The sequence below is a fragment of the Flavobacterium sp. GSA192 genome (assembly GCF_006386525.1).
Lineage (GTDB): Bacteria > Bacteroidota > Bacteroidia > Flavobacteriales > Flavobacteriaceae > Flavobacterium > Flavobacterium commune.
Genome location: NZ_VAHC01000003.1, coordinates 427,901 through 451,293 on the forward strand (window position 1 = coordinate 427,901; position 23,393 = coordinate 451,293).

Genomic DNA, 23,393 nt, shown 5'->3' on the forward strand with positions numbered 1-23,393 from the left:
TAAGGACTATGTACTAACAACTAAAAAATATATGAAGAAAACGATACTGCTTTTATTGCTGTTTTGCTTCTCTTTCTCCGGTTGTGAGAAAGACGATATTTGTGATGGCAATACCCTTACCACACCCCGAATGGTCATTACATTTTATGACATCAGTAACCCTTCGGTTGAAAAAAGTGTGACCAATCTAAGCATATTTGGTGATGGAATGGAAGAAGCTGTTAATTTTGACGGAAACACTCTAATTAACGGAAGTACGGTTTCTATTCCTCTAAAAGTAGATGCCGATGAAGTTAAATTTCGTTTTATCTTAAATTTTGGCAATAGCAATACGGCTCTGATAAACGAAGACGTATTAACTTTTAAATACAGCAGAGAAACCATTTTTGTATCTCGTGCCTGTGGTTTTAAAACTAATTTTACTTTAGACCCAATTTCGCCATTTGTTCACACCGATGCGGCAACTCCGGATTTATTATGGATACAATATCTTGCAGTAGAAAAATATAGTATAGCTAACGAAAATGAAACACACCTTAAAATATATTTTTAGTAGCTGTCTTATTTTGTCTTTGTTTTTTGCAAATGCACAAAATACTCAAGCTCCTTCAACAAAGCCCAAAAAGGATACTATTTCGACCGGAATTATCCCTAAAAAGGCTGCTGTGGCTACCAAAACCGATGTAATAACTAAAACCGATTCAATTGCTCCAGCCGTAAAAACCAATCGTTATGGAGTGCGCTTGGGAGTAGATTTATTCAAATTAAGCCGTAGTTTTTATGATAATAACTACAAAGGAATCGAGCTTGTAGGAGATTACCGTTGGGATAAAAAACATTATATCGCCGCCGAAGTTGGTAATGAAAATAAAACTACCGATGATGCCCGCCTGAATTTCACTACCAAAGGTTCGTACCTGAAAGTAGGTTTTGATTATAACGGTTATGAAAACTGGCTGGATATGGAGAACATTATTTCGATAGGTTTGCGCTACGGTTTTAGTACTTTTAATCAGGAATTGAATACTTATAAAATTTATAATCCAAATCAATATTTTGGAGAAACACCGTCTCTAGCTTCGGGTCAAAAATACAACGGTCTTACAGCAAGCTGGATTGAAGTGGTTGCCGGAATGAAAGCTAAAGTTTTTAACAACGTATTTTTAGGTTTCAGCCTTCGTTTGAACCGATTGATTACCAACAAACAACCTGACAATTTTGAAAACCTTTATATTCCTGGCTTTAACCGAACGTATAATGGGGATTTTGGTGTTGGTTTTAATTACACGGTAACTTATTTTGTTCCAATTTTCAAAAAGAAAGTCGTTCCTGTGGAAACAAAGAAAAAATAGTTTGCAGTGTTCAGTCGGCAGAAACACAAAAAACCGCAAATTCACTAAATTGAGAATTTGCGGTTTTTTTTTATGTTTTTTGAATCTAATGTATTCTTCTTCCTGCTTCCTGCAAACTGAACACTAACCTATCTCTCTAATTCCTTTTATAAAAATCCATTTCATAAACAATTTTTCACCATCCTTAGTTTTCACAGCCTGAAATTTTGGGCCTATTAAAGTTGCTATTGCAAAAGCTGTAAATGGAATCCAAAGTCCTGTTAAACCTGAATATCTATCCACTAAATAGCGAAACAAAACAAATAATATAGCAAAACAACCCAGTTGGTATAAAAAAGCGCGTAATTGTAATTTAGTCATAACTTATTGTTTGTATTTTTATTTAAAGTTTAAAGCTCAATGTTAAGCTTGCACTTCTAACTTCTAACTTCTAACTTCTCTCCTGAAACTTAGTACGTTTACTTCCTTCGTACATTTCATATTTTACCAATCGGGCTTCGAGTCCGGCGTTGAATAATTTGATTTTTCTGGATGGTCGCAAACCTACAAATTTCAGTGCTTCCAGATTTCCTGTGATAAACCAGGCGTTTGTTCCCGGATAACTTTGTTTTAAAGTATCGCCAATATTTTTATAAAATTCTTCCATGTGAATATCCAAACGCTCATCATAAGGCGGATTAAAAACAATATGTAATTTTCCTTCAGAAGTTTTTTCGCTATCAAAGAAATTATTTCCTTCAATACTAACATATTCTTCCAGATTTGCATTTCGAATATTCTCTTTCGCTTTACTTACCGCCGACGGTGCTTTATCATAACCTTTAATCGTATGATGAAACTCACGAACTTTACCTAATAAACTATCGGTAATTTTGTCAAACAAATCATTATCCCAGTCTTTCCATTTTTCGAAAGCAAATTCTTTACGGTTAATGTTTGCCGGAATGTTGCAGGCAATCATAGCTGCTTCGGCAAGAAAAGTTCCAGAACCACACATAGGATCCAGGAAATCACTCTGTCCATCCCAACCCGAAAGCAACAAAATTCCCGCTGCCAAGACTTCGTTTATGGGTGCAATATTCGTCGATGTTCTGTAACCACGTTGATTCAATGCGTTTCCTGATGTGTCCAAAGCTACCGAAACCTGATCTTTGTCAATATGAATGTTGATTCTTAAATCAGGATGTACTTTATCAATACTAGGGCGTTGTCCTGTTCTTTCTCTGAACTGATCCACAATGGCATCTTTACATTTTTGAGAAACAAATTCGGTATGCTTAAAATATTCTGAATGCGCTGTAGTATCAATCACAAAAGTCTGATTGGCATTGATAAATTTTGACCAATTAACACCCGAAACTCCTTTATACAAAGCTTTTTCATTATTGGCTCTAAAAGAATAAATAGGTTTTAAGATTTTTAATGCAGTACGCAAAGACAAATTGGCTTTGTACATAAAACCTTTATCACCTTTAAAACTCACCATTCTTACTCCCTGCTCTACGTCTTGTGCGCCTAAATTTTTCAATTCAGTGGCTAATATTTCTTCAAAACCAAAAAAGGTTTTGGCAATCATCTTAAAATTTTCTTCCATTTCTCTTTTAAATTCCAATTTTCTAAATTCCAAATTCCAAACAACCTGAAATAGTATATTTCCGCAAAAATACACTAAATTTGCGGGATAGAATTAATTGAAAAGAATAAATGTCCGAAGCACAAGAAACAACTAATACAAATCAAGACCAACCAAATGAAACATGGTTCAGCTCCTGGTTTGACACTCCCTATTATCACATTCTCTACAAAGAACGAAATGACAAAGAAGCACAGCTTTTCATGGATAACTTAACACATTATTTAAATCTTCCTGAAAAAGCTAAAGTTTTGGATTTAGCCTGTGGCAAAGGACGTCACGCTATCTATTTGAACCAATTGGGTTTTGATGTCATTGGTGCTGATTTATCTGAAAACAGCATTGCCGAAGCCAGCAAAAATTCGAATGATACCCTGCATTTTAAAGTACACGACATGCGCGAAGAATTCGAAGAAAAGTATGATGCCATTTTTAATTTGTTTACCAGTTTTGGTTATTTCGAAAATGATGACGACAATTTAACGACTTTAAAAGCCATCAAAAACAGTTTATCAGACTATGGATTTGCCGTAATTGACTTTATGAATGTCAATCAGGTAATTGAAACCCTGGTTCCCGAAGAAGTAAAAACAGTGGACGGAATCGATTTTCACCTGAAACGCTATGTAGCCGACGGTCATATTTTTAAAGAAATTGATTTTGAAGACCAAGGCCATAAATATCATTTTACCGAAAAAGTAAAAGCATTGACTTTACAGGACTTCGAAACCATGATGGAAGAAGCTGGAATTTATCTTTTGGATATTTTTGGAGATTATAAACTGAAAAAATTTCACAAAACCGAAAGCGAACGACTTATCCTTATTTTCAAATAATGAACTACCTTTTACCCTTACTTTCTGTACTAATAGGTTACATCATTGCCTTAGTCCTCAAACCTAAAAAGAAAACCAATCTAAAGTTACTGTTAGCTTTTAGTGGTTCTTTTTTGCTTTCTTTGACGGTAATGCACTTACTCCCTGAGATTTACGAAAGTCACAATCATGGTGTTGATGAAAGTCACAATCACAATGCAGGGATTTTTATTATGCTGGGGATTTTGTTCCAAATTATACTGGAATTTTTCTCAAAAGGTGCCGAGCATGGTCACGTACACGGACACCCTAACATGTCGCATATTCCGTGGTTGTTGTTCATCAGTCTTTGTATTCACGCGTTTTTAGAAGGATTTCCTGTGGGGCATAATCACGATAATTTAGCTCTTGGAATTGCTATTCATCACCTTCCTATTGCTATTATTCTAACTAGCTTTTTCATTAATTCGCATTTAAACAAACAGGCTATTTTTGCCTTCATGCTTACTTTTGCATTGATGACACCATTGGGAACATTCGCCTCTGATTATCTTACTCCTCTAAGCCATTATCATAACCAAATTACCGCTGTAGTAATCGGGATTTTATTTCATATTTCCTCAACTATTATTTTCGAAAGTAGCGAAGGCCATAAATTTAATATTGCTAAAGTTTCGATGATTGTACTGGGAATTATATTGGCATATTTTTTATAAATTTTAATCACTAAAACACACCAAATAAAGCTTAAAAAAATGACCTTCATAAAAACCACCGAACAATCCTCAAAATACGAACATTTAGAAAAGATGTCAGTTTCTGACTTACTTTCTAATATCAATAACGAAGACAAAACCGTTCCGCTTGCTGTTGAAAAAGCCTTGCCTCAAATTGAAAATTTAGTCACTCAAATTGTTGCTAAAATGAAACTGGGCGGGCGTTTATTTTACATAGGCGCAGGAACTTCGGGGCGTTTGGGCGTGGTCGATGCTTCTGAATGTCCGCCTACTTTTGGTGTTCCATTTGATTTGGTGGTTGGAATTATTGCCGGTGGCGATAAGGCTATTCGTAAAGCGGTAGAAAACGCCGAAGACAACGCTACCCAGGCCTGGATTGATTTACAGGAGTTCAACATCAATGAGAATGATGTAGTTGTTGGAATTGCTGCTTCCGGAACAACGCCTTATGTTATTGGCGGTTTAGAAACTTGCAACAAAAACAATATCATCACGGGAAGTATTTCCTGCAATGCCGGAAGTCCGCTTTCGCAAACAGCACAATTTCCTATTGATGTAGTGGTAGGACCTGAATTTGTTACGGGAAGTTCGAGAATGAAAGCTGGAACGGCTCAAAAACTGGTTCTGAATATGATTTCAACTGCTACGATGATTCAATTGGGAAAAGTAAAAGGCAACAAAATGGTCGATATGCAATTAAGTAACAACAAATTGGTAGATCGCGGAACTAAAATGATTATGGGTGAAATTCCTGTAAGCTACGAAGAAGCCGCTCAATTACTGAAAGAACACGGAAGTGTGCGCAAAGCAGTTGATTTTTATAATAATAAATAAGTTAAAAGTTGTGAGTTATAGGTTATGTGTCGTGTGTCGCTCCTAACTTCTAACTTCCCACTTCTAACCTCTAACTTTTCAAAATGGCAACAAACAAAGAATTATTATCCAAAGGGGTTCGATATCTCGCAGGTGCTTTGCCCTTGCTTTTTATTGGTCCGTCATTAATTCACAATGCCTTTATGAACCAGCAAAATGTATGGCATTATCTGGTTTTAGGAATCGGAATCATTGCTTGTCTGGCTTCGGTATATCTGATTTTTTTGGGACTGAAATTCATGATGAAAGCTTTATTCAACGATTAATACCGATTATACAAAATATATAGTCCGAAAAATTGTCCTATTATTTTGTTATATCGGCATTATGCCACAACTTTATTGATAACTCCAATAAAAATATAATTGGTATAATTTGTACCTTTACTAAAAATTTGATTATGGATATTCAAGCCGAAATAAATTGGATACATCAAGAAATTGACAAAGTAAAAGATCCTTCTTTTGTTGAAAAATTAAAACGTCTTTTACTGACTACAAATTCCCCTTCTGAAACTACAGATATTGATTATAATATCGATATCGAAAAAGCATTGGAAAGCATAAAAAAAGGTGACTTTTACAATGAAAATGAAGCTAAGGAAATGTCAAAAAAATGGGGAAGAAAATAATTTGGTCTTCAAATGCTTTAGAACAGCTTGAAGATATTCATTTTTATATTCTTTTTGAAAGCAAATCCATTCAGGTAGCTGACAAAGTAGTCGATAAAATTTTTGACAGTACCGAAATTCTTAAAAGCAAACCGGAAATCTACAAACTTGACCCAAAAAAGGATAACAACGATGGCAGTTTTCGGGTTTATTTTGTTTACGACTATATGATTTCCTATAGAATCACCCCTGAAAACATTCAAATTCTTCGAATTAGACATACGTCAAGAAAACCCAAAAACTTCTAATGGAAGACTTAATTCATATTCAAAAAACATTCGACAAAGTCGTTTTTATAAACAAAAAAGTCAGCAACCGCGAATTTGAAGACTGTGTTTTTAAAAACTGTGATTTCTCCAATAGTGATTTTTCAAATAATACTTTTATGGATTGCGAATTCATTAATTGCAATCTTTCGATGACTTCTTTAAGCGGGACAAGTTTGAAAACAGTTCATTTTTCAAATTGCAAATTACTTGGAATTCCGTTTAACAGCTGTGCCGATTTTATGTTTGCTGTAAGTTTCAATGATTGCATTTTAGATTACGCTTCTTTTTCGAATAAAAAAATGCCCAAAACCAAGTTCAATTCCTGTTCAATGAAAGAAGTGAGTTTCATTGGAACAAACCTTTCCAATTCGGTTTTTGATAATTGTAATTTAGACAATGCCATTTTTAATGATACTGAACTCAAGGAAGTCAATTTCCTGACAGCTTACAATTATAAAATTGATCCCGAATTCAACCCGATGCGAAAAGCTAAATTTTCGATGCAGGGAATCCCGGGACTTTTAGACAAATACGACATTAAAATTCAATAGAGATGAAAATAAATATTTTAATCATTTTATCGTTCATTATTCTGAATTCTTGTTCACCTAGAATTACCCCTACAATAATTTCTAAACAAAATCCAATCTCTGATGATACATATATTTTAGTATTAAATAAAGATGATGATTTTAAAAATGATGGAATACAAATTGGAACAATAAAATCTACCGACAAAGGATTTTCTACACATTGCAGTTTTGATGAAATTATAGAACAATACAAAAAGATATGTCGAGAAAATGGGGCTAATATTATTAAAATAAATGAGCACAAAGTACCTGATTTAAAAAGTTCTTGTGATCGTATAGAAGCAACAATTTACAAGGTTCCTAATTATAAAATTCATGAAAACACAATAGAATGGTCTAAAGAAAGAAAACTTACTTGGTTTGATTTTAAGCGTAAACCTGCTTCAGACAACTACCCTTTTGGTGCTGAAACTAGTTGCATATTTACCCTCAAATCAAATACTGTCTCTTTAATTAACAAACCAAAAATAAAAATCACAAACTCTTTCCATTGTGATGAAAGTTGGGTCAAAACAAAGAACTTAGAAAATCAATCTCTTTTAGAACATGAACAATTACATTTTGATTTAAGTGAAATATATGCTCGAAAATTGAGGAAAATAATTTCTGAAAATAAATTCAACTCATTTAACTTAGTCAAAGAATCTAACAAACTATTTTATGAATATTTTGATTTAAACAAAGAAAGACAAATTCTATACGACAAAGAAACTAATCACGGAAGAGATACTTTAGAGCAAAAAAAATGGAAAAAAATGATTGAAACTGAACTAAAGCAATTAGATGAATTTGCCGCAAATTAATTTCTTTTCGCAAATCATTTTAAATAATAAATACAATGACTATAAAAAAAACATTACTCATTTTTCCTTTACTTTTGATAATTGTAACTTCCTGCTATAATGCAGAACGTAACTGTAAATATTTTAAAACCGGAAAATTCCGTTTTGAATATGAAGTAGACGGCGTAAAAAAAGTAACCCTTTTTGAACGCAACGACAGTATCGAAATTGAAACATTCGAAGGAAAAACTGATACAGCTTCTATCCGCTGGGTAAACGATTGCGAATATGTGCTAAAAAAACTGCATCCCAAAAATATGGCAGAAGAAAAATCAATTGGTATGAAAATCTTGACGACTTCAGGAAATTCATATACCTTTGAATTTGGTATTGTAGGTTCTGACCAAAAACAAAAAGGAACTGTAACTAAAATTGGTGAATTATAAAATTCGCATTATTCTTTAATCTTAACTTAATACTATGGAAGTATTTTTAAATCCTGATGCCTGGATCGCTTTATTAACATTAACTTTTCTGGAAATTGTACTGGGAATTGACAACATCATTTTTATATCGATAGCAACAGGAAAGCTGCCTGAGGAAAGTAGAAAAAAAGCAACTAAAATTGGTATGTTTTTAGCCATGTTTATGCGTATCATTCTTCTTTTTGGAATTACCATTTTAATTGCCATGAAAGAACCTTGGTTTACAATTAATTTTAGCTGGATAGATGCTCAAATATCCGGACAAAGTATCATTCTTTTATTAGGTGGATTGTTCTTAATTTATAAAAGTACCAATGAGATTAGAGAAAAAGTAGATCACAAAGGAGAGGAAGAAAAAGAAATAGGGAAATCGGCGGCAAAATCCTTTAGTAGTGTTATTGTACAAATTATTTTAATTGACTTAGTATTTTCATTTGACAGTATTTTAACAGCTGTGGGAATGACTAGTGGAGTTCCCGGTGCCTTATATATTATGGTTACAGCAGTAATTATCTCGGTATTAATTATGATGCAATTTGCCGTTCCTGTGGGGACTTTTGTAAACAAAAACCCTTCCATTCAAATTTTAGGATTATCATTTTTAATATTAATAGGTTTAATGCTGATTACCGAAAGTGCACATTTATCTAATGCACTAATTTTTGGCAGTCATGTTACACCAATTCCAAAAGGCTATTTGTATTTTGCTATAAGTTTTTCGTTATTGGTTGAAGTATTAAATATGAAAACCACCAGAAAAAAATAAATCATCGTACAATATTACAAAGAAGCTCCTTAATTAGGGGCTTTTTTGCTTTTGAGAACATAAAAATTAATACATTAGCAACTATAAAAAAGTAAAGAATTGCTAATTTCTTTTCTAAAAACAGATACCAATACAGCCTAAAATATTTTTTAATGAAAAACACTATTTCGCAAAGGGTAGCCGACTTTTTAAAAAACTTCCCTCCTTTTAATTTTTTAGATCAACACGACATCGAAGTACTTTCGGAACAGGTTTCAATAATTTACAAAGATAAAGGAGCAGTAATTTTTACTGAAAATGAAGAAACCCATGATTCTTTTTATGTGGTTCACAAAGGTGCTGTCGAACTTTTAAAAAATCAGAAAAACGATATTTTAGATATGTGTGACGAAGGCGATATTTTTGGTTTACGTCCGTTAATTGCACATGAAAATTATAAAATGGAGGCTCGAACGCACGAAGAAACCATTCTTTATGCCATCCCGATTGCCATTTTCAAACCTTATGCCATAAAAAACTCAAATGTTGGTAGCTTCATCATAGACAGTTTTGCTTCTAACACACAAAATCCCTTTTCTAAAAGCCATAGCGACAAATTATATGGAAGTGATTTTAATAGTGAAAACTCCGGAGAAGTTATCGATACCGATAATAAAATTTTGGATTTACAACCCATTAAATATTCTAAAAAAATTATTACTTGTTCGCGTGCGGCTACCGCCAAAGAAATTGCGGTAACAATGACCAAAAAAAACATTGGAGCCATGCTGGTAGTAGAAGATATGTTGCCCATAGGAATTATTACCGATAAAGATTTAAGAAATAAAATTGTAACCGGTGAATATTCGATTAATACTACAGCGGATGTAATCATGAATTCTCCTGTGATTACCTATTCTAAAAAAATGACGATTACTCAAGCCCAAATGGCAATGATGAAAAGTAATATCAGTCATTTATGTCTAACAAAAGACGGAACAGCCAATACAAAAGCGGTAGGAATTCTTTCCAAACATGATGTGATGGTGGCTCTGGGAAATAATCCTGCCGTATTGATAAAAGCATTAAAAAGAGTCAAAAAAGCCAAAGCAATTAAGCCTATTCGTGCCAAAATTATGCAGTTGTTACAAGGCTATTTGAATCAAAATATCCCGATAACATTAACATCTAAAATTATTACCGAATTAAACGATGCTTGTATTAAAAGGGTAATCGAATTGTCTTTAGCCAAAATGAAAACGCCTCCTCCGGCACGTTTCTCCTGGCTGGCATTAGGAAGCCAAGGTCGTAGCGAACAATTATTACATACCGATCAGGATAACGCCTTAATCTATGAAGATGTTCCGGAAGCAATACAGGAAAAAACCCGAAAATATTTTCTGGAATTAGCTGCTGAAGTCAACAAAGGGTTATTTGAAATTGGTTATGAATATTGTCCTGCCGAAATGATGGCTTCCAATCCTAAATGGTGTTTGAGTTTAAATCAATGGAAAGAACTGGTTCATGACTGGATTAGTAAACCCGGAAAAGACGAAGTATTGCTATCTTTCATCTTTTTTGATTATAGCTTGTCTTATGGCGATAGAGAACTCGCTAATGAATTAGCCGATTATATTTTTGGAGATATTGATGCTAATCCTATTTTCTATGTGCACTTGGTTAGTGGTGCACTGCAAAGTCCATCGCCTACAGGATTTTTTAGACAATTTCTTGTTGAACAAGACGGTGCTCACAAAGATTTCTTTGATATAAAACGTCGTGCTTTGATGCCCCTGGCCGATGCGGCAAGGGTTTTAATTTTATCCCATTCCGTTAAAGGAATCAGTAATACTTATGAACGATTTGAAAAATTAGCTGAACTTGAACCTCAAAACAAAGAATTATACTTATCCTGTGCTTATTCGTATAAAGCATTATTAAAATTCAGAACCAAACAAGGTCTTTTACACCATGATTCAGGGCAATTTATCGAGCTAGAGGCGCTTTCTAAATTAGAAAAAGTTAAACTAAAAGGGGCATTTAAAACCATAAAAGAACTACAAGAAGTTATTTCGATGCGTTTTAATCCCGGAAAAATTACAATATAATGACTATTAAAGAAAAAATCATTGAATCGCTTCAAATTTTAGGAATCCTAAAAGAACCTATAGATGAGAGTCTGAATATTCCTATTGAATCGGCACGATTTGTAGTTTTAGACACCGAAACTACAGGTTTTGATTATGTTACAGATCGTATTCTTTGTATAGGTGCTATTGTTTTACAAAATGGGACTATCAATGTCCAGGACAGTTTTGAGCATTATATCGATCAGGAACATTTTGACAAATCCAGTGTTCAGATACACGGAATTATAAGACGGGATGTATTGAATCACAAATCTGAAATTGAAGTATTACAATTACTCTTGGACTATTTGGGCGACTCAATCATAATTGCTCATCATACTAAGTTTGACATCACTATGATTAATACTGCTCTGGAAAGAAACGGATTAGCGAAACTAACTAACAAAACCTTAGATACAGCCATTTTATACAAGAAAACACTAATAAAATCTAACTTATTACAGCATAAAGACCATTATACCTTAGACGATCTGGCAGATAAATTTGATATTTCTAAAAAAGACCGACATACCGCTATGGGAGACGCTTATATTACAGCAATCGCTTTCCTTAAAATTATACGTAAATTAAAAGAAAAAAATGAAATTATGTTATATCAGTTGTTTCGATAAAAAAAGCTTCTGCCGCAGCAGAAGCTTTTTACTAATCCAAAGACAAGGTTATTTGTCCGTCATCTTCCAGCTGAATTTCACTATCATCAGCATTCAATTCTCCTCTTACTTCCAGCGATTCGGCAATAATTTCTTCCGGAGCTTCATAAGGCAAAGGCTCTAAAGCATTTACCTGTTTTAATTTATCAGTTGTCAATTGATTTCCGAGGGCCTTAAATCCTTTTACAGCAATAAAACTCTCAACATCAACCGTTATCGATTCTTTTTGTACACCTTTAATTTTTGGAAAAATCAATTCTACTACAGGACGATAATCGGTAGAAACTAATTCTAATTGCGAATTAGGATGTTCAGAAATAAAACTATCTTCTTTATTTTCGGTTTCCACCAGAAAACGTTTTAAATAATAACGTTCCTTTTCTCCATCAAAATAAATAGCCGAAATAGGTTTTTTAGGAATCCATTTTTCCAAAACAATCATATCGGGTTCAAAATGAGTCGTCAATTCAGGAATGATTACCTTTAATTTACCGGTTTGCTGGATAATTAAAATTTTATCACTTGGTCTAAATTCTCCCAATAATTCTCCTCTACCGTCAACATTTAAACGTTGTACTGTATCGTCATACCAAATTTTTCTTGGCAACAAAGTCGAAATTCCTTTTTCCTTAATTTCGATTTTCTTAATTGGATATTTGGTTACCAGGTTTCCTTTAGAAGCACGACCTTTAATTGCCAATTTAGCAAAATCCAAATCGAATTTCAACTTCTTAATACTGCTTATTTGACGTAAAAGAACTGTAATTACCTCAGCTTCTCCGTTAGGATTACAGGTAAAATACAACACCTGAGAACCTTTGGTACCATTTGTCAAATCATACATTTTGTCTCTGGTAATTCCCGAAACATTAAATCGCTTGATATAAGAAGGTCCTGATTTTCCGTCGCGGTACACCATGTTATAAATGGTACGTTTATCACTTTTGTCAAAAATAGCGATATGAATAATGTCTTTACCCACGAAGGTTTTTGCATCGACTTTAGTAATCATCATACTTCCGTCACGCAGAAAAACAATCACATCATCAATATCGGAACAATCCGTTACATATTCATCTTTTTTCAAGCTGGTTCCTACAAAACCTTCTGCTCTATCCACATACAACTTGGTATTTCTCAATACTACTTTTGTTGCTTCAATATCATCAAAAATGCGTAATTCGGTTTGGCGTTCACGTCCTTTACCGTATTTTTCTTTTAATTTGGTAAAATAAGCAATAGCAAAATCAATTATATGTTCTAAGTTATGTTCCACTTCCCTCATCTCATCTTCTAACTTAGCGATAAATTCATCGGCTTTGTCAGAGTCAAAACGAGTGATACGAATCATCGGAATTTGAGTCAATCGTTGCAAATCGTCATCATTAATTTCTCTGACGAATGATTTTGTAAAAGGCTCAAAACGATCATACATGTATTTGAATAATGATTCTTTATCATGATACAATTTGAAATCGATGTACATTTCTTCACGAATGAAGATTTTTTCTAAAGTAGAAAAATGCCATTTATTTTTTAATTCCTCTAAATGAATTTCCAATTCCTGACGAAGTAAATCGACAGTTCTATTGGTCGATATTTTCAACATCGCCGAAACTCCTATGAACAAAGGTTTATTATCCTCAATCACACAGCCTAAAGGCGCCACCGAAGTCTCACAGGCCGTGAAAGCAAATAAGGCATCAATGGTTTTATCAGGAGAAACTCCCGGATAAAGGTGAATTAAAATCTCAACATCGGCGGCGGTATTGTCTTCAATTTTCTTGATTTTGATTTTCCCTTTGTCATTGGCTTTCAAAATACTATCAATCAAAGTCGATGTATTTGTCGAAAACGGAATTTGGGTAATTGCTAAAGTGTTTTTATCAATTTGCGAAATCTTAGCACGCACACGTACACGCCCGCCACGCATACCATCATTGTAATTAGACACATCGGCAATACCCGCAGTCATAAAATCAGGATATAACGTAAAAGGCTTTCCTTTTAATATTTTTATCGAAGCATCAATTAATTCATTGAAATTATGAGGCAGGACTTTAGTGGAAAGTCCCACGGCAATTCCCTCAGCTCCTTGCGCCAAAAGCAACGGAAATTTAACCGGAAGATTATTTGGTTCAGCACGACGTCCGTCATAAGAAACGCCCCAATCAGTGATTTTTGGCGAATACAAAACCTCCAAAGCAAATTTTGACAAACGTGCTTCGATATAACGGGAAGCCGCAGCTCCATCGCCCGTTAAAATATTACCCCAGTTTCCCTGACAATCTATCAATAAATCTTTTTGACCTATTTGCACCATCGCATCAGCAATACTGGCATCTCCGTGAGGGTGGTATTGCATGGTATGCCCTACAACATTAGCCACTTTATTATAACGCCCATCATCCAACTCTTTCAAAGAGTGCATAATACGGCGTTGAACGGGTTTAAAACCATCCTCTATGGCAGGAACGGCACGTTCCAGAATTACATAAGAAGCATAATCCAAAAACCAGTCCTTGTACATACCGGTAACTTTGGTAATGGTATCATTGCCATCTCCTTCTTCATCCTGATCGTAAAAATGCTCTCCTTCAAAGTGCTTAGCATCTACGTGAATAATTTCATCAGCATCGGCTCCATCTTGATTTTCATCAATAGGATTCTCTTCAGAATTATTTTCTTCGTTATCTGGAATTATGTTATCGTCTTCTTCGTCTTTCATTTATGCTGAATTTATTTCAGTTTTTTCTTTTATAAAAAGTTTTACCAACTCTTTGGATATGTTCTATTAAACTTTCAGATTTCAAATCCTTATAAATCGATATATCAAATTTATAAGGGATAAAACTATCATCTAATTTATGCCATAACTTATTTAAATCTTCTTTGGTCACCTCTCCTTTTAATGTAATATCAATATCTGAACCTTCCCTATAATTTCCCTTGGCTCTGGAACCATAGATAACTACCTCATCAATTGAAAGACAATCTTCAAAAATCATCAAAATTTCCTGATAGCTTTTAGGATAAATTCCAAACATTATAAAAGGCTTTTCATTTTATTTTCAAAATCGATGAAAACAGGAAAATAATCATTCAATATAATCTCCAAAATAGCCAAAACCTCTTTCTCATCATAAATATGAGAAGTAAGATTTCTGCTTTTAATCATATCTAGCCAGACTTCTCCTTTAGAAATAAGTCCAACATTAAAAGCTTCTTTTACAGCATTTTTACTACCAAACAAATCTGTTTTTCCTTGTTCTTCCAAGAAATCTTTCATTACTTTCCAAGACAATTCTTGAGAAACTTCAAATGCCTGAATTACCCCTTGTAGTTCTAATTCAGTAAAATCTCTTTCTTCTTTAAGTTGCTTAGCATTTTTTAATTGCTTAAATGCATTTACAAAATGTTCAAACCTCTGTTTCCAACGAATATCCTGATTTTCCATAAATTCTAAGCTTCTTCAATTGTATCCAACTCCACCTTCAAATTCTTGATGATAAATTCTTGTCGGTCAGGAGTATTTTTACCCATATAGAAGGATAACAATTGTTCTACCGAAGTATGTTTATCCATCATAACAGGATCTAATCGAATATCTTCACCAATAAAAAACTGAAACTCATTTGGCGAAATCTCTCCCAATCCCTTGAATCGGGTGATTTCAGGTTTTGGTTTTAATTTCTCTATGGCTGCTTTTCGTTCTTCTTCAGAATAGCAATAAATAGTTTCTTTTTTATTTCGAACTCTAAAAAGTGGCGTTTGCAAAATATACAAATGCCCTTCTTTGATTAACTCCGGGAAAAATTGCAGAAAAAATGTAATCAACAACAAACGGATGTGCATTCCATCGACATCGGCATCGGTTGCGATAACAATGTTGTTGTAGCGCAGGTTTTCCATATCGTCCTCGATATCCAAAGCGGCTTGCAATAAGTTGAATTCTTCATTTTCATAAACAATTTTTTTGCTCATTCCGTATGAATTCAAAGGCTTACCACGCAAACTAAATACAGCCTGTGTGTTTACATCGCGCGATTTCGTAATCGACCCGGAAGCCGAATCTCCCTCGGTAATAAAAAGGGTACTTTCTAAATAACGTGGGTTCTTAATATCGGGTAAATGCACGCGGCAATCACGCAATTTTTTATTGTGCAAACTCGCTTTCTTAGCTCTGTCTTTGGCTAATTTTCGAATACCCGAAAGTTCCTTACGCTCCCTTTCTGCTTGCAAAATTTTACGCAAAAGCAAGTCGGCAGTTTCCGGATTTTTATGTAGATAATTATCTAAATTATTTTTGACAAAATCATTGACATAAGTACGTACCGAAGGCATTCCGGGATCAGAACCCATATCTGTAGAACCTAATTTGGTTTTGGTTTGCGATTCGAAAACAGGTTCCATAACCTTCAAGCTTATCGCACTAACAATCGATTTTCGAATATCCGAAGGCTCAAAACCTTTATTATAAAACTCACGGATAGTTTTTACAATCGCTTCCCTAAAAGCGACTAAATGTGTCCCTCCCTGAGTGGTGTTTTGTCCATTTACGAAAGAATGGTATTCTTCACTATATTGGGACTTACTGTGTGTTAAAGCTATTTCAATATCCTCTCCTTTCAGATGAATAATTGGATAAACCATATCCTCGATAGCAATATTTTCATCTAATAAATCTTTCAGTCCATTATCTGAAAAATATTTTTCGCCATTGTAAATTATTGTTAATCCTGCATTCAGATAACAATAATTCTTCAGCATTTTCACTACATATTCATTACGGAATTTGTAGTTTTTAAAAATTGCCTCATCAGGAGTAAAAGTAACTTTGGTTCCTTTTCGTTTGGTAGTTTCAATAATATCTTCTTCCAAAACCAAATTACCGGCAGAAAACTCGGCCGCTTTCTGCTTGTCTTCTCGTACCGATTCTACACGAAAATAATTAGACAAAGCATTCACTGCCTTGGTACCTACTCCATTTAAACCAACCGATTTTTTAAAAGCTAAAGAGTCATACTTTCCTCCGGTATTCATCTTGGAAACCACATCCACCACTTTCCCCAATGGAATCCCACGACCATAATCTCTAACAGCCACGGTTTTATCCTTGATGCTTACCTCAATAGTTTTTCCTGTACCCATGACAAATTCATCGATACAGTTATCAATAACTTCTTTTAGTAAAATATAGATACCATCATCGGGCGAGGACCCGTCTCCTAATTTTCCGATATACATACCGGGACGCATACGGATATGCTCTTTCCAGTCGAGTGACCGAATATTATCTTCGGTATATTTACTTTGCTCTGACATTAAATTCTGTGGATTTTCTGCTAATATAACATTTCTCGATATATTTTAAAAGCGCTTCTTTCCAAAGTTATTAAAAATGATATTGACAAAACGGATTTAATACAAAATCTATATTTTACAAATTTTTGTTCTTAATCAAATCCTCTATCATACCAATTCGTAATGGCTTAGTAAAAAAATCAATCACAACTTCAAAACTCATTGCTCTTTTAATATCATTCGGATTATCAGATGAACTAAGCATAACAACAGAGAACTGTTTCTCTTTAGGTTTGGGAAATTTCATTATTTCTTCCAAAAATCCAAAGCCATCCATAACAGGCATTGAGATATCTAAAAAAATCAAATCTGGAAATTCCATAGTGTTGCCTTCTTGACATTTTAAATATTCTAATGCAGCTATGGCAGATTTTTTAATTGTAATCTTTTCAGCTATTTTACTTTTTATAATGACATGATTATTGACAATATTATCAATTTCATTGTCGTCAATTAATAAAATGTGGTTGGTTTTCATAAAAAATCAGTTTAACAGATTGATTTTATTAGGTATTTCAATATAAAATTTTGATTTTTTTCCATACTCAGATTCAACACTAATTTTACCACCAAGTTTATCTATTGTTTCTTTAGCAATATATAACCCAAGACCCGAACCAGTTGAAACTGTAGTAGCACGATAAAACATATCAAATATTTTTTCTCGATCACTTTCTACAATACCTATTCCATTATCCTCAATAATAATAGTTGCCTTAGTTGTATCAGGAGAAAAAGCAACATTTATAAAAGATTTTTCTTTTGCGGTATCTGAATATTTATAAGCATTTGAAATAATATTATTTAAAACGACCTTCAATCTTTGACAATCCGACGAAAATTGCTGTTTGGATTTTACTGAAACACTAAAATCAATTTGACTTTCATCTGTAAACTTAAGTTGGCTTTTTACCTCATGAACTAAGCTTTCAAAATCAATTTCCTCATAGACTAATTCCAAACGGGCATTTCTGGAATAATCAAGTATATCTTCAATAAAACCATCTAGTTTAGCAACGCTTTTATCCAATAAATCCAATCTTTCTATAATTGGTAAACTATTATCGAGCATTTCATTTTCTCTAACATCCTCGGTTGTTATATAAATAAGTCCCAACATCGATTTAAGAGGCGCTCTTAGATCATGCGAAACACTATATACAAATCGGTCTAATTCGGCGTTTGTTTTTTTTAATTCGGTATTATAACGAATTAATTCATTTTCAAATGTCTTACTCTCAGTAATATCCCTCATAATCTTTGAGGCTCCTACCACATTGCCTAATTTGTCATAAATAGGCGAAATAGTCAATGAAACATAAATAAGTTCTCCGTTTTTCTTTTGTCTTATCGTTTCAAAATGATCAACAGCTTGTCCAATAACTATTTGAGCCGAAATTTCTTTTTCCTCTCCTTTTAAATACTCCGGAATAAACTTTAAAATAGTACCTCCTATCATTTCCTCTGCTGAATAACCCAATATTTTTTCTGCCCCTTTGTTCCAGGAAGTAATAACATTATCCAATGTTGTACTAATAATAGCATCATCAGATGAATTAACTATAGAAGCTGTTAAAGCCTGTTGAACTTCTAATTCTTTTCTTTTAGAAATATCCCTATAGTTTACAATTATTGCATTTACACTATCTTTTTCCAGTAAATTCAAAGCTGTTCCCTCTACCCAAATTTCTTGTCCGTTTTTATGAATAAGTCTAAATTGATTTTGTTTTGGCTCATTAGGAGCTTTCATCACTTCTTCTACAAAAAGTTTCCCTCGTGTTATTTCTTCCAAAGTTAAAAATTCAGTGAAACATCTATCTCTAGCCTCTTCATAGCTATAACCTGATATTTTCTCAGCCGAAGGACTTTGATAAACAATTTTAGCATTTTCATCTAAAAGCAGAATGGCATCACTTATATTTTCTGTCAAAACCCGATGTTTCTCCTCACTCTGTTTAAGTTTAAGTTCAGCTTGTTTTCGTTCTGACAAATCAGTTGCAAAAATCATTACATGAGTAACCTCATTATTAACAACCAAAGGAACTATTCTTGAACGTACCCAACGTTGGTGGTTTAATGCGTTTTCAATTTCCTGACTTTCCCCAGTAGCAAAACATTTCACTATAGCCTCTTTTGCATCTTTACGACTTTCTTCCGGTAAAATATCAATGCAATCCATACCTAAAACATCTTCCTTTGTCCCTACCTTTGGATGCACCCTATTAATAGCTTCAATTTTATAAAATTGATTTACATATAAAATAATATCGGGAGAATTTTCAAATTGTTTTTTAAACAATTCAGTAGCTTTCTTACGTTCGGTTATCACTTCAGTAAACATAATAATACCACCTAATTCGTTAGACGATTTGTACCAAGGACGTATTTCCCATTTCATCCAATCCACAGTTCCATTGGCTCTCAAAAAAGAATCTTCCTCTCTTTTTTCAATCGCTCCCTGCAAGCATCGCTGATGAATATCTTTCCATTCCTGACCAATTTCCGGAAAAACTTCATAATGGCTTTTTCCAATAATATCTTGACCTAAAAGATTGTAATCTACCATCCAACGACGACTTGTTGCTAAATAACACATATTAGTATCAAACATTGCTAAAGATGCCGGACTGTGTTCAATAAACAAATCCAATTGAGCTTCCCTTTCAATTAATTGAGCTTCTGCTTTTGCTTGAGCAGTGATATCTTTTGCCAAAGAAAGCACAGCTTTCCGGTTATTATACTTAATCTTATGAGAAGCTATCTCCATAATCATTTCCTCTCCGTTTTTCTTACAATGACGCCAATTTCTTTTAGAAATAGACTCTTCATTGATCATCATATATTGAGCAAAATCTTTTATGTCATTATAATCTTCTTGAGGACGATAATCTAAAACCGACATTCTTTCCCATTCTTCTTTAGTATAACCATACTTATTTAAAACAGCATTGTTTATTTCTAAAATAGCCAATGTTTCTATATCCCAAATAATAATATAAGCAGGATTATTATCAAACAAATACCTGTATTTTTCTTCTGATTTCTTTATTGCTTCTTCTGTTTTTTTACGTGCGGTAATATCATGAACAATAGCAAAAAAACCTTTACCCTCCATCAATCTATTACTGATTTCGGTTTCAATAAAAACACCATCTTTTCTTCTTATTTTTCTATTGATTATTGCAAATTTGTTCTTTATAACAGAATTGATATCTTCTTTTTGTTTCTCAACATCTTCTGGAGACACTAAATTTGAAATCCTCATCTTAAGCAACTCCTCTCGTGTATATCCTAATAAAACACAAGCAGCATCATTTAAGTCAATAATTTCTGTTGCTTCATTCAAAATTAAAATAGCTTCTCCAGCATATTCAATCAGATTCCGGTAATTTTTTTCAGAAAGAAAAAGCTTGACCGCATTGAGATTTAAGCTACTTATAATAGTACTGTTCTTCTTTATAAGATAATAGGTAAACGGAAGAACAAAGAGAAAGGTTATAAATAGAATCCACAAAAATTTTTGGCTATAACTACTGTAAACTTTGTCGTTGTTTTTATTAATTTTTTTTCCAATTTCAACTTGTAAATGAAGTAAATTAGTGGCACTAATTATTACTGAATTTAATTCAGAGTACAATTGATTTTTGAGAATAGAATGAAGTAAACTGCTATCCTCTTTTTTTAATATTAATTTTAATTTTTCAATTGTATTATTGGTCTGATTAATATTAACCGTCATTTTAGAAACCAACTTCTTTTCTTTATCTGTAAAATAAGTGAATCTATAATTTTCCCAATTTACTTTAATGCTATCCTGAGCCTGAGTTAGCTTTTGCAATGCTTCACTATAAGAAATCGTATTATTATCAACCTGATGTGCAGTAGCAATTATACTAGAAGTATGAAAACGAATATCTGCCAATTGATCCATTGGTAGCATTCTGTCGTTGTATAATTCTTTCGAACTATTATTTAATTGTCTTATTTCTAAAATACCATAAATACCAATTCCTATAATAAATAAGGTCATGATAAATACTAACAGTGTTAATTCTACAGATGCTTTTAACTTATTTACCATATTTACGAATTAACAGAAATCAATATAAAATCATTGTAGTGCCCAAAAGCAAATAAGACAATGAAGAGTCAGGCAAATATAAAAAATATCCATTCTAAACCTAGAACATTTTAGACTGAAGCTCAAATTAATTTCACAGGTAATTAACACAAAAACTAAAAAAAACAAACATAAATAATACTAAAAATATTTTTTTATACCATTTACAAGTCAATCACCTAAAAATCAACAAACAAGCTTCTATTACATAAACCAGAAAAAAACACCTATAATTTCAACTTAAAAAAATTAGAACTATGGATTCTGGAATTGAATATTCTTAACAATTTCCTTTAATTGATTATCAAATTCCTCATTAGAAATCTTTCCGTTTTCAACATCAAAATTATCATTGAAACTTGGCAACGAAAAAACAGCTTTTATATCGGCACCATAACGTGGAAAAGCATTTTTGGCAATTTCTAATACTGATGCACCTCCTCTGGCTCCCGGCGAAGTCGCCAAAAGCAACATTGATTTTCCCTGAAAAACTTTTCCGTTAATTCGGGAACACCAATCGTATAAATTCTTGAAAGCAGCTGAATAATTTCCATTATTTTCTGCCAAAGAAATGACTAAAAAATCAGCAGATTCTATTTTTACCAAAAAAGCTTTCGCCAATTCATGCTGACCTATTTCTGCTTCGACATCAACGCTAAAAAGTGGCATTTGATAATCATTCAAATCCAACACTTCTACTTCAGCATTTACAAAAAGTGACGAAGCATAAGTCGCTAACTTCTTATTGATAGAATTTTTACTGGGGCTTGCGCCAAAGGCTATAATTTTCATAATCTTTTATTTTATTTTTAAAAGTAATAAAATTTGAAATACCAATTTCAAATAAAAAAACTGCTGAATTTCTCCAGCAGTTTTTTTCTATTTTCTTTATTCTAATAACTACACATTAAACCTAAAGTGCATTACATCTCCATCTTTAACAACATATTCTTTTCCTTCTACGCGTAATTTTCCTGCTTCTTTAACTTTAGATTCAGAACCATAAGTTTCATAATCACCAAATGCAATTACCTCTGCACGAATAAATCCTTTTTCAAAATCAGTATGGATTACTCCAGCCGCTTTTGGAGCTGTATCGCCAATTTTTATAGTCCAGGCACGAACTTCTTTTACTCCTGCAGTAAAGTAAGTCTGTAAATTCAATAATTTATAAGCGGCACGAATTAAAACAGAAGAACCAGGCTCAGTTAAACCTAAATCCTGTAAAAACATCTGACGCTCTTCATAACTTTCTAATTCGGTAATATCAGCCTCAGCACCAACTGAAAGCACAATAACTTCAGCATTTTCATCTTTTACTATTTCGCGCACCTGCTCAACATATTGATTACCGCTTACCGCCGATGACTCATCAACATTACATACATACAAAACCGGCTTAGTAGTAATCAACTGAAAATCCTCCATCAATTCTTCTTCATCATTATTTTGAGGAACTACCGTACGAGCTGATTTACCTTGTAATAAAGTTTCACGAATTCTATCTAAAAGTGCTTTTTCAGCCTGCGCTTCTTTATTTCCGGTTTTAGCAGCACGATTTACTTTTTCCAAACGTTTTTCAACCGTTTCTAAATCCTTCAACTGCAATTCGATGTCTATTGTTTCTTTATCACGAATTGGATTTACATTTCCGTCTACGTGAACAATATTATCATTATCAAAACAACGCAAAACGTGAATAATCGCGTTACATTCTCTGATATTACCCAAAAATTGATTTCCAAGACCTTCACCTTTACTGGCTCCTTTTACCAAACCTGCAATATCAACAATATCAACAGTTGCCATTTGAACACGCTCCGGTTTTACTAATTCTTCTAATTTATTAATACGAGGATCCGGTACGTTTACCACACCAATATTAGGTTCGATAGTACAAAACGGAAAATTGGCACTTTGCGCCTTAGCGTTAGACAAACAATTAAATAAAGTTGATTTCCCTACATTTGGTAATCCTACAATTCCTGCTTTCATGATCGTATTGTTTACAGCCAGCCATTACAGCTAAAGCCCTTTAGATTTTAAATTAAACGGTTGCAAATATAAGATATAAAAATCTATAGAGAGCATATTTATAAAATTAATACTGCACCACTTTTAAGAACATAAAACAAGCATTTTTATTATTTCTTTT

The 23,393-nt window shown here is 33.3% G+C and carries 24 protein-coding genes; 14 read left to right on the top strand and 10 right to left on the bottom strand.

Annotated features, from left to right (window positions below; genetic code table 11):
* Positions 1-31 precede the first annotated feature (31 nt).
* A complete protein-coding gene (locus FDM27_RS08740; RefSeq protein ID WP_071185933.1) occupies positions 32-553 on the top strand; it encodes a DUF6452 family protein in 522 nt (173 codons plus the stop codon).
* Positions 525-1,352, top strand: a complete 828-nt coding sequence (locus FDM27_RS08745; RefSeq protein WP_071185934.1) for a DUF6048 family protein — start codon at positions 525-527, stop codon at positions 1,350-1,352. Before FDM27_RS08740 ends, FDM27_RS08745 begins: the two co-directional genes overlap by 29 nt.
* A 123-nt stretch (positions 1,353-1,475) precedes the next feature.
* On the opposite strand, the gene FDM27_RS08750 is transcribed toward FDM27_RS08745, so the two are convergent.
* Both FDM27_RS08750 and FDM27_RS08755 read right to left on the bottom strand, forming a co-directional pair.
* The gene (locus FDM27_RS08750) at positions 1,476-1,712 is read right to left on the bottom strand and encodes a hypothetical protein (RefSeq protein WP_071185935.1); all 237 of its coding nucleotides are present in this window, start codon (positions 1,710-1,712) and stop codon (positions 1,476-1,478) included.
* A 70-nt stretch (positions 1,713-1,782) separates the two neighbouring features.
* Entirely contained in the window at positions 1,783-2,946 is a 1,164-nt protein-coding gene (locus tag FDM27_RS08755) for a class I SAM-dependent RNA methyltransferase (RefSeq protein ID WP_071186487.1), read from the bottom strand.
* A 110-nt stretch (positions 2,947-3,056) separates the two neighbouring features.
* On the opposite strand from FDM27_RS08755, the gene FDM27_RS08760 reads away from it, so the two are divergent.
* From FDM27_RS08760 to FDM27_RS08815, 12 genes are all read left to right on the top strand, one after another.
* Entirely contained in the window at positions 3,057-3,821 is a 765-nt protein-coding gene (locus FDM27_RS08760; protein WP_071185936.1) for an SAM-dependent methyltransferase, read from the top strand.
* Positions 3,821-4,516, top strand: a complete 696-nt coding sequence (locus tag FDM27_RS08765; RefSeq protein WP_140485979.1) for a ZIP family metal transporter — start codon at positions 3,821-3,823, stop codon at positions 4,514-4,516. Before FDM27_RS08760 ends, FDM27_RS08765 begins: the two co-directional genes overlap by 1 nt.
* Positions 4,517-4,555: 39 nt before the next feature.
* The gene (gene murQ, locus FDM27_RS08770; protein ID WP_140485980.1) at positions 4,556-5,371 is read left to right on the top strand and encodes an N-acetylmuramic acid 6-phosphate etherase; all 816 of its coding nucleotides are present in this window, start codon (positions 4,556-4,558) and stop codon (positions 5,369-5,371) included.
* 83 nt (positions 5,372-5,454) lie between these two features.
* Positions 5,455-5,676, top strand: coding sequence for a DUF6095 family protein (locus tag FDM27_RS08775; RefSeq protein WP_071185939.1), 222 nt, complete (start codon positions 5,455-5,457; stop codon positions 5,674-5,676).
* 134 nt (positions 5,677-5,810) lie between these two features.
* On the top strand, positions 5,811-6,041 hold the full coding sequence (locus tag FDM27_RS08780) for a hypothetical protein (protein WP_071185940.1): 231 nt from the start codon (positions 5,811-5,813) through the stop codon (positions 6,039-6,041).
* Complete coding sequence (locus FDM27_RS08785; RefSeq protein ID WP_071185941.1) at positions 6,026-6,328, top strand: type II toxin-antitoxin system RelE/ParE family toxin; 303 nt, start codon at positions 6,026-6,028, stop codon at positions 6,326-6,328. Before FDM27_RS08780 ends, FDM27_RS08785 begins: the two co-directional genes overlap by 16 nt.
* On the top strand, positions 6,328-6,900 hold the full coding sequence (locus FDM27_RS08790) for a pentapeptide repeat-containing protein (RefSeq protein ID WP_140485981.1): 573 nt from the start codon (positions 6,328-6,330) through the stop codon (positions 6,898-6,900). Before FDM27_RS08785 ends, FDM27_RS08790 begins: the two co-directional genes overlap by 1 nt.
* A gap of 2 nt (positions 6,901-6,902) precedes the next feature.
* A complete protein-coding gene (locus tag FDM27_RS08795) occupies positions 6,903-7,745 on the top strand; it encodes a hypothetical protein (RefSeq protein ID WP_140485982.1) in 843 nt (280 codons plus the stop codon).
* Positions 7,746-7,780: 35 nt separating this feature from the next.
* Positions 7,781-8,170, top strand: coding sequence for a DNA topoisomerase IV (locus FDM27_RS08800; protein WP_071185944.1), 390 nt, complete (start codon positions 7,781-7,783; stop codon positions 8,168-8,170).
* Positions 8,171-8,204: 34 nt separating this feature from the next.
* Complete coding sequence (locus FDM27_RS08805; protein WP_071185945.1) at positions 8,205-8,975, top strand: TerC family protein; 771 nt, start codon at positions 8,205-8,207, stop codon at positions 8,973-8,975.
* A 152-nt stretch (positions 8,976-9,127) separates the two neighbouring features.
* Entirely contained in the window at positions 9,128-11,062 is a 1,935-nt protein-coding gene (locus FDM27_RS08810) for a DUF294 nucleotidyltransferase-like domain-containing protein (RefSeq protein WP_071185946.1), read from the top strand.
* Positions 11,062-11,715, top strand: a complete 654-nt coding sequence (locus FDM27_RS08815) for a PolC-type DNA polymerase III (protein WP_083382148.1) — start codon at positions 11,062-11,064, stop codon at positions 11,713-11,715. Before FDM27_RS08810 ends, FDM27_RS08815 begins: the two co-directional genes overlap by 1 nt.
* Positions 11,716-11,746: 31 nt before the next feature.
* Here the strand turns inward: FDM27_RS08815 and FDM27_RS08820 are convergent, their stop codons facing one another.
* The 8 genes from FDM27_RS08820 to ychF form a co-directional block, all read right to left on the bottom strand.
* Positions 11,747-14,482: a DNA gyrase/topoisomerase IV subunit A gene (locus FDM27_RS08820; RefSeq protein WP_140485983.1), complete on the bottom strand. Its 2,736-nt coding sequence runs from the start codon at positions 14,480-14,482 to the stop codon at positions 11,747-11,749.
* A gap of 16 nt (positions 14,483-14,498) precedes the next feature.
* Positions 14,499-14,801 carry a nucleotidyltransferase family protein gene (locus FDM27_RS08825; protein ID WP_071185948.1) on the bottom strand — a complete coding sequence of 101 codons (303 nt, stop codon included), beginning with the start codon at positions 14,799-14,801 and terminating at the stop codon, positions 14,499-14,501.
* A complete protein-coding gene (locus FDM27_RS08830; protein ID WP_071185949.1) occupies positions 14,801-15,211 on the bottom strand; it encodes a nucleotidyltransferase substrate binding protein in 411 nt (136 codons plus the stop codon). The genes FDM27_RS08825 and FDM27_RS08830 overlap by 1 nt, the downstream gene beginning before the upstream one ends.
* Before the next feature lie 5 nt (positions 15,212-15,216).
* Positions 15,217-17,079, bottom strand: a complete 1,863-nt coding sequence (locus FDM27_RS08835) for a DNA topoisomerase IV subunit B (RefSeq protein WP_071185950.1) — start codon at positions 17,077-17,079, stop codon at positions 15,217-15,219.
* Between the two features lie 115 nt (positions 17,080-17,194).
* Positions 17,195-17,596, bottom strand: coding sequence for a response regulator (locus tag FDM27_RS08840; protein ID WP_140485984.1), 402 nt, complete (start codon positions 17,594-17,596; stop codon positions 17,195-17,197).
* A 6-nt stretch (positions 17,597-17,602) separates the two neighbouring features.
* Complete coding sequence (locus FDM27_RS08845) at positions 17,603-21,199, bottom strand: PAS domain S-box protein (RefSeq protein WP_140485985.1); 3,597 nt, start codon at positions 21,197-21,199, stop codon at positions 17,603-17,605.
* Positions 21,200-21,493: 294 nt separating this feature from the next.
* Entirely contained in the window at positions 21,494-22,030 is a 537-nt protein-coding gene (locus FDM27_RS08850; protein ID WP_140485986.1) for an NADPH-dependent FMN reductase, read from the bottom strand.
* A 108-nt stretch (positions 22,031-22,138) separates the two neighbouring features.
* Positions 22,139-23,233: a redox-regulated ATPase YchF gene (ychF, locus tag FDM27_RS08855; protein WP_140485987.1), complete on the bottom strand. Its 1,095-nt coding sequence runs from the start codon at positions 23,231-23,233 to the stop codon at positions 22,139-22,141.
* Positions 23,234-23,393 lie beyond the last annotated feature (160 nt).